We start from the raw sequence: 13557 nt of genomic DNA, 5'->3' as shown, positions 1-13557 counted from the left end.
AGTTCGTTTAACCAATAGAGGGGGAAAGCGGAACATGAACAAATGATAGACAAGATCATGAATTGAAGCTTATGGGGACATTTACTTGAAGACACTTGGAGGATGACCACTGAATGAAGAGGGGGTATGCAATGACTGATACATAATGTATCAAAACCTAAAGAGGGTGCTATTTTTTAGCCCTCTTCGAGAATTACTATCGGATGATATGGTGGAGAAACAGATTGCAGTAATGTATCTCATATAGGAGGAAGGAAATCAAGATGAGAAATAAGATCATAGCATTATCACTTATGGTTACCATGCTGATGACTTTTTTAGTTCAGCCTGCTTCGGCAAGCTATCAGCCTGAGCTTCCATCGCTTTATCAGACTTTTCAAAACTATTTTAAGTTCGGTTCGTTTCAGGGGATGAGCAGCTTTTTTGGGGGTGGAGATCCGCAAAGCATGCTGCAGCATCATTATGACAGTTGGAGTCCGGCTAATGAATTTAAGCCGTCAGCTCTGTTCGGCTCCAGCCAGTCGGCTGCAGCATATAACAGCGCTTTAAACGCAGCCTATTCCAGCGATGAAGAGCGTGCGGCTGCGATTGATAAGGCAAATAAGACCGCCGTACTTGCGTCAACGACCTCTCAAGAGACTTTTTTAAACAATGTCAGGAATTTAAACAAAACCCGGGGGCCTAATGATCAGGTCAAGATCAAAGGTCATACGCTCCTTTGGCACAACCAGACGCCCGAGGCTTTCTTCCATGAAGGATTTTCAACCTCTAAGCCCTGGGCAAGCAGGGAGGTTATGCTGGCTAGAATCGATTCCTATATTAAAGCGGTATTTGAAAAATTCGCTCCTTATGACGACGTACTCTACTCATGGGATGTAGTCAACGAAGCCATTGACGACTATACAGGTTATATCCGAAATGATGGCGATTACCAAGTTAGCAACTGGGGCCGCATTTTCAAAAGACCGGATCTGACCGGTGAAGACAGGATCCTGGCAGAGAGCGAGTTTGTCAGACAGGCATTTGCATCTGCCTCGAAATACAACAAAGCATTGGGAGCAAACTGGACGTTTGTATACAATGACTTTTACGACGCCGATAAACCCTACGAGCCAAAGCGCAGCGCGACCGTTACTATGCTGACGCCTATCTACCAGCAGATGAAGCAAGACGGCACAACCTTTGTCGTGGGTATGCAGAACAGGAACGCGGTTTCACTCGACGTGAACGTGTTTAAAGAGACCTTCAATAAGTTCGCCGCCATTAGCGATGAAATCCAATTTACCGAATCCGACACACGTTCCGATCTTGTGGCCAATCCGAATTATGATCCGAACGCACTTCCGTACTATTTGCCGGACGGATCGAAGAATCCGAACTGGACGAAAACGAATTGGGATAACACGCCCAACGCACATGTGGCACTGGTTAGAAACGGCTGGACGGCTGCCATGGCGAATTTGCCTGAAATCCAAAGAGAGCAGGCTGATTGGCAGGCGAATCAATTTGATTTCCTGCTCGAGAACAGCAAGGGCAATGGCGGCAAGCTGAGCATGTACGCCTTTGACGGAGTGAGTGATTCGAGCACGTTCAACTCCAACAAGGGTGCGCATATCTTCATGTCGGCCGATAGCACGGGAAATACAAACTATACGGCAAAGATGTCCTACTATGCTATGGTCGGCAGTGCAGCCCGTTTCGAATTGAAAAAGCAGCTGAGTAATCTTCCTCAGGATTTGGATTCCTCCAAGGATAGGTACACTCCTGACAGCTGGAACAATTTTGTTGCAGCCCGAAAAGCAGCCAATGATATTCTGGGTGTAAGAATCTATGATCTTAATGCCTTAAATAACGTGAAGGACGCAACAAACGCGTTGACGGCAGCCTTAGCGGGATTGACTGACACCACGATCTCATTAAAGGATATCACAGTGAACGGGTCACCGCTGAGCGGCTTCGCTCCGGGAACACACGAATATCATATTACGACCCCGGTGGGAACGATACCGCAGGTTTCGGCAGCCGCAGCCGATTCCACTGCGAAGGTTACAGTTACTCAAGCTTCGGAACTCCCCGGCCAGTCTGTAATTACAGTCGCATCAAGTGATAGCACCAAACAGACTACTTATACAGTAAACTTTGAGGTTGACACCACGTTAAGCAGCCTTATGGTGAATGGCACGCAGGTCAGTGGATTTACGCCAGACAATTACACCTACAATGTGCTAGCTCCTTATGGGACGATCCCCAAGATAACGGCGACCCCTAAAGATCCAGGTGTCTCCGTTCATATCAGTCAGGCAACGGCAGTGCCGGGTCAGGCGACGGTTGATGTTTCAATGGGAAGCGCAAAGACGACATATACAATAAAGCTTAATTATCGGGCTGAAAGCTTCAACTTTGTTCATACAACATCTGAGAATTTGTCGAACTTCTGGACAATTCTTAAACCAGATGCTGCAAATTACTCATTAGAACAAGGTAAGGGACTACGTCTTCCTACATTAACGGGGGATATCTATCAAACAAATGCCGCTTGGAATAACGTATTTACAGCCCCTGCCGGTGGTGATTGGGATATTGTTACTAAGGTCCACTATCCTGTAGCACCATCTGCAACCTATCAACAATTTGCGTTCTTAGCTTGGCAGGATGACGATAACTATGTAAAACTGGATGCCGAAAACAACGGAAGTCGCATCATCGTCCAAGCTGGACGTGAAGTCAATCAGGGATTCTCTTCATCTGCAACAAATGCTGTTAATGCCAATGGAGACGGCACTTTAACCATTTATCTAAGAATGGCTAAGACTGGGGATAGTTACCAGTGCTCATATTCGTTGGATGGTATTACTTATACAAATGTAGGTGCAGCAATTAATGCAAGCCTTAACAATACCAAAATGGGACTATTCGCAACGAAGAACGCAGCTAGTAGCCCAGTAATTGATACCTATGTAGAATATGTTCAGGTACTGAATATAAATGATGCACTGCCGGTCACTCCAGCTCAAATGAAAATGAATGCTGCAACCAAAGTTTCTGAATATGTTAGAACGCAATTACCCGAAACCGTACAATTTAGTGAAGGATCAAACACGGTACAACTCGTGAAAAGCATCACTCCAACGTATACCATCAGCTACGATTCAAGTGATGCGAGTATCCTCTCTGCAACAGGCCTTGTTACTCAACCTGTCTACGCAAGAGAAATCACGTACACGTATACGATTTCTGATGGAACTAACCATGTAGTAAGTACTCCTATTCACTTAATCGTACCTGGATCGGAAGGATCAGCACCTCAAGTTGATGTGACTGGTGTCACACTTGATAAAGGTACATTAAGCTTGACGGCGGGCTCCAGTGGAACCCTGATCGCTACAATAACCCCAGCAAATGCATCCAACAAGGCCGTAACCTTCTCGTCTAGCAATACGGCAGTCGCAACGGTAGAGGGTGCCGTGTACGACGCTTCAACAGGTACGACAACTGTAACGGTTCATGCCATAGCTGCAGGAAATGCAGATATTACGGCGACAACAGCAGACGGCAATAAGACGGCGGTAAGTCGTGTGACGGTTACGCCTGAGAGCGCTGTTCTTGAAGGCCCAGCAGAAGCTGCTAAAGGAGCAGCCTTTGATCTGAACTATGGCCTAAGCGGCATAGATCAAAATATTTATGCCCAGGACTTAACGTTTACTTATGACCCGAGCCAGCTGGAATACGTATCGGCCGAATCCGTGAAGCCGACTGAAGTCGTGATTGCCGACAAGGCTCAGAAGCAAGGGGAAGTTCGGCTCCTTGTAGCAACAATTGGAAAAGACGCTCATCTTGACGGCAGCGTTCTGAAGCTTCACTGGAAAGCAAAATCCGATACGCAGGCTGCAGCCGCTACGATTTCCTTGTCCAAGGCAGTCGTTGCCGATGAAGCCGGCGTTGAAAATGAACTGCAGAGCACGTCTTATACGGTTCAGCTGAACAGTGTGGTCGTTGATAAAACAGCCCTCAATACCTTAATCGCCGATGCACAAAGCAAGCATGACGCTGCCGTTGAGGGAACCCAGACAGGCCAATATCCGGCGGGCTCCAAAGCAACGCTGCAGGCAGCTATCGATCAGGCGAAGGCTGTAGCGGATAACGCTGCGGCAACCCAGGATCAAGTTGAGCAGGCAGTAAGCACGTTGAATGCTGCCCTGCAGACATTTAACGATGCAGTGATTCGCACGCAGCCGGGCGATACGAACAGCGACGGCCGTTATTCCGTTGGTGACCTGGCAATCGTTGCGGCAGCCTACGGCAAAACCTCCGCTGATCTGGACTGGTCGAGCTACAAGAATGCCGACTTGAATAACGACGGTAAGATCGACATCGCGGACCTTGCAGCATTGGCTAGGAAAATACTTGAATAAGTAGCACTCAGCGGAAAAAGAGAGGGAGGCTCGCTTCCCTCTCTATGATTCATTTCTTTAGCGAATAGTCAGCAACTGTTCTTCGGTGATGCGGATGGCCAATATTGCAAACTATGATGCGTTACTCAAAACCATGCTTCAACCGTGGATACTTGGGGCAATGACTAGGCACAATCTGAATAGGGGTAATGTGTGCAAATGTAGATACGAAATGTATCGAAATCAAAGGAGAGGGTAAGAGCAAGCGAATGAACTCAATGATGCTTAGAACATTTGACTGCCCAGAATCTTACATCAAAAAAATGAAAGGAAGTGTGTTTTTATCATTAACTCTTTAAAGAAAAAAATCGTATCGATGGCTCTGAGCGTTAGCATGGTTTTAGGTGTAGCGCCTAGCGGAGCCATTCTTCCCGTACAAGCCGCAGGGAGCTCCGACAGTAACTTCCCCATGGTTCTTAGCAGCTCAACCGACGCAAACAGATACCTCACAACGGTAAACTCCAATGCTTTCAATGTAGTTATGTACAACAACACCTTTTCCGGTGTCTTCGGCGACCAGCACATGGGGGGAATCGAACTGTTTCTCCATGGGAATCGTATAGCTACCAATGGCGACATTCACTATATGCCCACTCCCGAGCAGTGGGACGCGACTCCAGCGCCCACACGTGGCACTAAAATATTTGACATGACGACTAACACAATCACCAGCCCGATGACTTTCAACGGAGCCACGGACGGAACTCTCAAGTATGACCTGATTGCTACCCCAGAGGCAGGCGGCGTATTGCTCTCAGCCGTACTTACCTCGGATTTACCAGCGAGTCTGGCTGGCAAGGCCAGGTTCAACATGGAGTTCATCCCCTCAAAATTTGAGAACAAGACATTTCAGGCAATCTCCACAGAGAACGGACCCTATGACACCTTCGGAGTATTCCCGCTCCATCCACAGAGCACAATATCCGAAGTTGAGCGTCCCAACTTTCCGACCCAGTCATGGTACGTACAAGATTGGAACAAAGATAGGGGCAATTCTCAGCCGCTTCCGTTTGCCGAGGGATATGGCTTTACATTTGCCGCTGAGGACGAGCTGAATAATATCAGTATTACCTCTGATACCGGCAAACTCCAGCTGTATGACGGTCGCGACCGCGCGCAGAATGGTTGGTATGTGCTCAGTAACCAGATCAATGATGGCAAGAAAGGCGACACGGTTGCAAAATGGCATATCCGTCCCAAGGTAGTTCAGAACTGGGTGCGAGAGCCTAATATAGCTTTCAGCCAGGCTGGTTATTCTCCCAACCAGGAGAAGTTTGCAGTTATTGAATTGGACAAATATGATAATAACTTTCCCTTGTCGGCGTCCTTGCTTCATGTAAACGCAGACGGTTCTAAGGAAGTGGTATACACCGCTAATGTAACTGCTCCCGTATCATGGCAGCGGTATAAATATGTAAATTTCGACTTTACAAGCGAAACTAAGACGGGTATGTACGTCATAAAGTATGGTGATAAAGAAAGCGAAGTATTTCCGATTGCGGACGACGTATATAATAAATCCTGGCAATCGGCTCTGAGTGGCTTCCTTGCGGTTCAAATGGACCATATTGAAGTCCGCGACGGCGACCGCATCTGGCATGGAGCAGCGCATATGGATGACGGTAGCATAGGACCTCTAGGTGCTTCCTGGTTTGACGGTATGAGCATGCCAGCAACTATGCCGGCTTCAATCACTGAGAAAGGCATCACGCCGGGGCAGCATATTCCTGGACTGAATGTCGGCGGCTGGTATGACGCTGGTGATTTTGACCTTCAGGGTTCCAGGGAAATCGAAGTGCTTCAGGACCTTATTTTTGCGGCCGAGGCTTTCAACAATATGGACAACAGCGATACGTTATCTGTTAAGTGGGATGACAAAACAGGCGGTGTGGTACAGATGCATATGCCTGACGGAATTCCTGATATTGTGCAGCAGGTTGCACACGGAATCAAGTATGTCCTTGCACAGATCGATAATCTCGGCGGCTACGGCGGAACAATGGAATTACGTACTCTGCGCCAGTACACTCATCTAGGCGATGTTTCTTCCGACACCGACGGTTATATATACGACTCCACCCTTGGCCCAAATGAAACAGTTGAGCGTGGCGGTCTCGTATATTCTGGCAAACCTGACGACCGAGTATTACTGCTCGCCGGGGGAGGAGGAGGCTTCACCAGCAATCTAACCGGTAACACCTCAGCGGATATCGCAGGAGCCGCATACTTACTATATGATTATTATCCTGAGCTTGCGACCAAATGCCTGAACACTGCACTCGCCATATGGGACAAGGAAAGAGCATCCCAGCCGGAGAATCTGGGCACCGAATGGAATACGCTGGTTCAGCTGATGCTTGCGACCAAAAAGGTGGGCAACACCAGCAAGTTTGAATATTTTAAGAACCGTTTATCCTCACTAACATCCACTGCATTTAACTCAAACGGTATAAGTTCAAGATACAACGCCATGTTCATCATGGATCTCATGGACGAGGCCTATAGAACTCAGGTGGCAAATGCTGTGACTCAATACGCGGCCACGGTTAGTTATCCTACCATAACCTATCCATTCGGAGTGCAGTTTACCACAGGAGCAGGCTGGGGCGGATCGCCGAACATAATTGGCTTTGGTCAGCGCCTAGCCATTATGTATAAATACTTTCCAACTATCGATTCCTTGAAGATGTATACGCTACGCTCTGCGAACTATATCCTGGGCAGACACCCTGCCAACAACAATTCGTGGGTGTCGGGTGTTGGCACGAAGTCCCAATTGAAACCCTATAACAGCAACCGTGCGGACCAGTCATTCATTCCCGGTTCCATCCTGCCTGGTCACATCACTTTTGCGCCAGATTTCGTGGAATCACTTGGTGACTTTAACTTCCTGTGGTTTGAAAACGAGTCGATCATCAACTACCAGTCTAAGTGGATTTCTGTAGGTATGGCTGCGAGTATGATCGCCAATGAGCCCTCCATTGAGACTCAAGCACCAACCAAGGACTTCGCAAATAACTTCATGATGAGTATTAAGAAGACGAGTTCCACAGATGGATATCTGCAGACCCCAGGCTTCAACCTGTTCATGTATGACAACACCTTTGATGCTGCACTCGGCGACAAGAAGAACGCGGGCATCGAGCTTATCCAGTCCGGACGCCGTATCGCCACCAACGGCGACATCAGCCTGCTGAATGCTCCGGATAAGTGGGATAGTGCTATCCCTCCAGTACGCAACAGCCGAACGGTTGACGATGTGAACAATACCCTCAGCGCGAGCTTGATTATTCCATCAGATTCAAAGGGCAACCCTGCGGTTAGTTACAATCTGAAGGCAGAGCCCGAAGTTGGCGGTATCAAGCTTACGGTTAAGCTAGACAACCCTCTGCCAGCAGATCTTATAGGCAAAGCGGGCTTCAGCTTACAATTTGCCCCGTCACAGTTCATCAGCAAGAGCTTCCAGGCTGATACTAACGGCGATGGCAATTATGATTCCTTCGGCGTATTCCCTCTCGTTCCTGAGGACGATATGGCGAGTGCTGAGAGAGCTAGGACCGAGGATCAGCCCTCATACGTGAAGAGCTGGTACAGTGATAAAGGCAACATGCAGCCGCTGCCTCTCGCAACCGGCAAGAAGATGACCTTCGCCGCCGAGGACAATGAAAACCGTATTCGCATTTCGTCGGACAGCGGTGATCTCTCGCTCTTCGACGGACGCAACAATACACAGGACGGCTGGTTTATACTCCGCACCATGATTCCAGCAAACGCCACCGAAATCACATGGCACATCAGCCCTGACGTAAAGCAGGATTGGACCCGCAAACCCAATGTTGCTCACAGTCAGGTTGGATATGCGACGGATTTCTCAAAGGTTGCCGTAATCGAACTTGATCCTAACTTCAACGCACCAACGACAGCTTATGTTGACCGTTTGAATATGGATGGTACCTATACGGAAATATTTTCCGGCGAGATTGGCGCACCTACTTCATTGGCACGTTATACCTATAGAAATTTTGACTTTTCCTCAGTCAAAGATCCTGGTATGTACGTAATCCGTTACGCTGGAGAACGCACTGATCCGTTCATGATAAAAAAGAACGTTTATGACAGATCATGGCAGTCATCCCTCAGTGACTTCCTTGCTGTCCATATGGATCATATGACTGTTCGCGAGAGTTACCGCATCTGGCATAAACAGACATTTGCAGACGATGCGCTTCAAGCTCCGCTCAATATGCAGTGGTTTGGTGGATGGAACTTGGGAACTGTAACTGATTCTACCTATGCACCCTATGAGCATATTCCTGGATTGGCTGTTGGTGGATGGTACAATCCAAGCGGCTATGATCTTGATACTGCGAGCAACCTTAGTGTGATCCAGGATCTCGCTTTGGCATTTAAAGAGTTTGGTGTAGACTATGACACATTCACAATGGATCATGCATCCAGCTTCGTTGAGCTGCACAGAATGGACGGAATTAATGATATTCAGCAGCAAGTGAAGCAGGGAATCCTGCAGATATTAGGACAAATTGAAAATGTCGGATTCGTATTCAAGGGTCTGAAGGTTCCTACCCTGAAGCAATATGCACAGTCAGGTGACGCCTCGAAGGCTTCGGACGGCTTCGTTTACGACAGTACTCTCGCGTCGGACGCTAGATATGGCTTAAAATCTGGCAAGCTGGACGACAGATTTGCTTTTGTCGGTACCAAGGACGTGGAAATGCAGTATGATGCAGCAGCCGCGCTAGCATCGGCAGCCTATGCGCTCAAAGGTTTTGACGACGCACTTGCCGCTCGCTGCCTGACAGCAGCGGAAAAGATTTGGAATACAGAGACACTTGTCACTAGCGGAACGCAGGTTGCTGCTGAGTGGAGGGCTGCTGTGCAGCTCCTGATCGCCACGAGTGGCAACAAGGAAACATATAAGCAGTTCATTACGGAAGTTTCGGCACTTGAGCTGAGTACTGTAAACTTCGGAATGGACGGATGGAAAGCTGCGCGTGTCCTTACTTATATGGATGAAGACTTCAAGAATCAATTTAAGCAAGCTCTAACCAATTATCTCCCTGTCTTGGACAGCCAGATCTCCAATCCGTTTGGCGTGCCGGTAGCTGGCGGCAATGACAGCGTTCTCAACATAGGTGTTAGCATGAGCGTCCTGAACAAGTATTTTCCTGAGATTGTGAGCGAGAAATATACGCTCAGCGCAGCGAACTATATCTTGGGCACACATATGTATAACGACACCTCTTGGGTGTCTGGAGTGGGAACCAAATCATCGAAACACGGCTATGGCAGCAACCGTGCCGACCGTTATTTCATCGCTGGTGGTATCGTTGCCGGTACGGCGAACGTTCTGCCGGACTTCCCTGAAGCCGTTGACGATTACAACTATCTGCCAGACGAAACAGGCTACAGTATCGAAACCGCTGCCAAATGGATCATAGTTGGAAAAGCAGCCGACACAATTACAACGACTACAACTCCAGTAGATCAAACTAAACCTATAGTAAACATATCGGCAGCAAGCATTGTACCGCCTGCAAGTAACTTTATTGTAGGAATCAGTCTGGACAGTGTGCCACAAAACGTTTATGCTCAGGATATTTCACTTGGTTATGACCCTAATATCTTCGAGTATGTATCTGTAGAAGGTGCAAATAACAATATCACGGTAGTAGACTCTAAAACCACTCCCGGCGCTGTAAGAATTATTTCTGTGGCCACAGATGGTTTGAGTACGCCAAGCGCGGCAATACTCAACGTCACCTTCAAGGCAAAAGCAAATGCTTCCGGAAATATTGCAGTTACCCAAGCGGTGCTTGGTACTGCGCCTGAGGGAATAGAGGTTGAGGCGGTATTGAGCAGTAAAACCATTGTAGTAGGCACAGCATCTGAGGTTAATAAGGCTCAACTTGCAGCATCTATAAGTAGCGCAGAGACCCTTTATGCCAATGCGGTAGTAGGCACACAGACAGGCCAGTACCCACAGACAGCCAAGGATATCTTTAGGGCAGCTATAGATGCAGCAAAAGCTGTTTATGACAACACCAGTGCAACACAGGCACAGGTAGACAATCAAGTAACCGCTTTGGATAGTTCAAAAAATATCTTCCTTTCTTCAGTGATAACTGGACATGGTATTGATAAGACAGCCCTAGCAGTTGCTATTAGTAGTGCTGAAAGCATCTATGCAGGGGCAGTAGTTGGAACACAGCTTGGACAATATCCGCAGGAAGCAAAAGATATCTTCGGTGCTGCTATAAATGCGGCCATGTCAGTATACAATAACTCTAATGCAACACAATCCCAGGTAGACAGCTCCGTTGCGGCACTTCATAGTGCAGTAATTGTATTTATGAGTCAAGTAGCTTACGCAGACATAAACAACGACGGAAATATAAGCGTAGGAGACCTTGCGATGGTAGCTTACAATTATGGAAAGGATTCTACAGACATCGATTGGGAGAAGGTCAAAAGGTCAGATGTGAATAGAGACAACAAGGTGGATATTTATGACCTTTCATATGTTGCATATCATATACTGGATTATAAATAACTAAATTGTAAATTTGAGCTCCAATAATAAGAATGAAGTTATTCTTGTTATTGGGGCTAACTTTTTATTACTATTTATAGTCTCAGCATCTCTTTATGGATTCGATTTGTACCTCTGTCAATAAACTAATGAATCAATGAAAAAGCAATATGCAATTGTCACCGAAATGGGTCATTGCATATTGCTTTTTTGATTCACACTGGTAAACGTTCAAAAATCTCGGGACTTCAAATCGACTGTTCTTCCTGCCATATCAACAAAACCGCGTGTAATCATCGCCTCAAATTCTACAAGCTCGTATTGGTTGAGTATGGCTCTTTTTGTTTGTTTAGGTGTTTATAAGATTGAATTGGGGGAACTGTTCGGGATAAATCTGTTTTTGGTAGTTGTACCTCTTACTGTATGAGTGTGCCCGTTTGTTTGTTTAAATACAATCGTGAAGCGGTGAAAGTGATTCGGACCGCCACCATGTGGACCAACACCGTTGATTGACAGGCCCGCTTCGACCAGAGTACGTATGCCGATGTCCATTTTGCGTTGTAGTCACCCCGTGAAACGTGTGAAAGTGCGAACCGGGAACTAGTACGACGACGTCTGACGAGTTCAAGAACAGATGTTGATGCCCCCGATTAATAGACGTAACACCAGACATAATGTGCCGAACACGATTGACTGTTGGACTGCTAAGCTTCAATCTACTACACTTCAATGTTTATCAACCACCTTCTGTAAAGTAATACAGTAGTATATTTTGGAGCGTAGAACTTGACACAGACATCTGGAACAGTTCAATAAACCAAATATTGTGAAAATCATTATAGTTTTCGACATACATAGAAGGTATGAAGGTGTTTCATTACGTTAACGGGATACATAAGCTCAAAAAACAAAGAAGGCAGCCGAGCGGCTGCCTTTCTCTTCAGTATAGGGTAGGAATTGGGGGGCAAGCAACGACATCAATTATTCTTGGATCAATGCCATAAAACATCCAAAATGCTCCGTTCCATCTATATCCTGAAATTTCACCGTATTCTACTCGAGTTGGATAAAACCAAAAATTGTCTCCATTTAAGAGCCAGACATATGTGTATTCATATAAACAGTCAACTACGTATGATATCTCTGGTTTTGGGGGAATGAATGCAGGTGGAGGAGATTGTGGTTGCCTCATGTAAACCAGCGGTTGTGGGATAAAAAACATTGAAATCCACTTCCTTTTAGAAGGTTATATTTATTCGTAAATCATGCTATGTGGGTTAATAACTATTTGACTGTACATGTGCCTAAGATGATAAAGAATTCAGTCACTCACGAGCTGTGATTCCCTCTCTTGCTAACTATACTGGATTAAAATAGTTCTCAAGCGTGACGGCATCTATCACTTTACATGGTCCTGTGATGACACGGGGAGCGAGGATTACCATGTGATCTATGGCACGGCGGAGTAGCTACACGGACCGATCACATACCGATACCCGATCCTAGTCAAAAATAAGGAAAAAGATATGCTCGGAACGGGCCGTCATTCGATTCTTCAAGAACCGGGCACTGATACATATTAAGCTAAGGAAGCTATATTTGAAAACACAAATGAAGACCTGAAAGATTTGATCTCCATCGGCACCATCGGATTGATCAAAGCGATCGAATCCTTTTTCGAATAAAGGGATGAAGCTGAAGCTGGCGACATTAGCGGCTCGTTGAATTGAGAATGAAGATCCCATCGTATTTGGTAGAAATACATAATTCAGGATACATGGTTGGAAAAGGGAAGATTCGTGATATATGATGAAGGTAGAAGGGAACGTGACCATGAATGTCCAAAGAACAAGTAGCTGTATTAGAAGTACATATCGATCAGGCCGGGTACGATGAAAATCCGGATACGATTAAACAGATTCATTTTGATGTGAAGCAAGGTGAACTGGTGGGTTTGTTAGGTCCTAATGGAGCTGGCAAGAGCACGACGATGAAGAGCATCCTTGGTTTATTAAAGGATTTTAAGGGTGAAATCTCCTTTAAGGGTGAACGGAAAAGCTATGCGTATATTCCGGAGCATCCGATTTTGTATGAAGAGTTGACGTTATGGGAGCATATGGAGTTTGCTGCTTCCGTCTACGATCTGGACCGAACGGTTTTCCTGGAGCGTGCAGACGATCTCTTGCACCGGTTCCGACTGTTGGATGCGAAGCATCAGCTGCCCGGAAAGTTTTCAAAAGGGATGCAGCAGAAAATTATGCTGATTCTTGGATTTTTGAATAAACCGGATGTGTATATTGTAGACGAGCCTTTCATTGGGTTGGATCCGAAAGCGATTAAAGATTTCATATCGATGTTGGACGAGGAGCGCAAGCGCGGCGCAGGCATTCTGATGAGTACCCATGTGTTAGATACAGCGGAACGGATTTGCACTTCGTTTGTGCTTCTTTCAGGTGGCAGATTGGTGGCTAATGGAACACTGCAGGACATACAGAAGCAATGCGGCATGCCTGACGCTCCTTTGTTCGACTGCTTCCATTCGTTACTATGAGGGGG

The 13557-nt window shown here is 46.6% G+C and carries 3 protein-coding genes and 1 pseudogene; all 4 read left to right on the top strand.

What is annotated here, in order from left to right:
• Positions 1-263: 263 nt before the first annotated feature.
• The 4 genes and pseudogenes from L0M14_RS18800 to L0M14_RS18785 all read left to right on the top strand — a co-directional run bounded on the left by L0M14_RS18800 (position 264) and on the right by L0M14_RS18785 (position 13552).
• Positions 264-4412, top strand: coding sequence for an endo-1,4-beta-xylanase (locus tag L0M14_RS18800; protein WP_235118153.1), 4149 nt, complete (start codon positions 264-266; stop codon positions 4410-4412).
• A gap of 373 nt (positions 4413-4785) precedes the next feature.
• Positions 4786-11022, top strand: coding sequence for a glycoside hydrolase family 9 protein (locus L0M14_RS18795; RefSeq protein ID WP_235118152.1), 6237 nt, complete (start codon positions 4786-4788; stop codon positions 11020-11022).
• A gap of 1574 nt (positions 11023-12596) precedes the next feature.
• A pseudogene (locus L0M14_RS18790) lies at positions 12597-12723 on the top strand (RNA polymerase subunit sigma-70); the annotation flags it as partial.
• Between the two features lie 115 nt (positions 12724-12838).
• A complete protein-coding gene (locus L0M14_RS18785) occupies positions 12839-13552 on the top strand; it encodes an ABC transporter ATP-binding protein (protein WP_235118151.1) in 714 nt (237 codons plus the stop codon).
• Positions 13553-13557: the final 5 nt, after the last annotated feature.

It is taken from the genome of Paenibacillus hexagrammi (assembly GCF_021513275.1).
GTDB lineage: Bacteria > Bacillota > Bacilli > Paenibacillales > NBRC-103111 > Paenibacillus_E > Paenibacillus_E hexagrammi.
This window is presented reverse-complemented; position numbering and strand designations above follow the sequence as displayed.

Coding starts and splice junctions, on each gene's coding strand:
- L0M14_RS18800 (WP_235118153.1), top strand. CDS start 264: ATGAGAAATAAGATCATAGCATTATCACTTATGGTTACCATGCTGATG.
- L0M14_RS18795 (WP_235118152.1), top strand. CDS start 4,786: ATGGTTTTAGGTGTAGCGCCTAGCGGAGCCATTCTTCCCGTACAAGCC.
- L0M14_RS18785 (WP_235118151.1), top strand. CDS start 12,839: ATGTCCAAAGAACAAGTAGCTGTATTAGAAGTACATATCGATCAGGCC.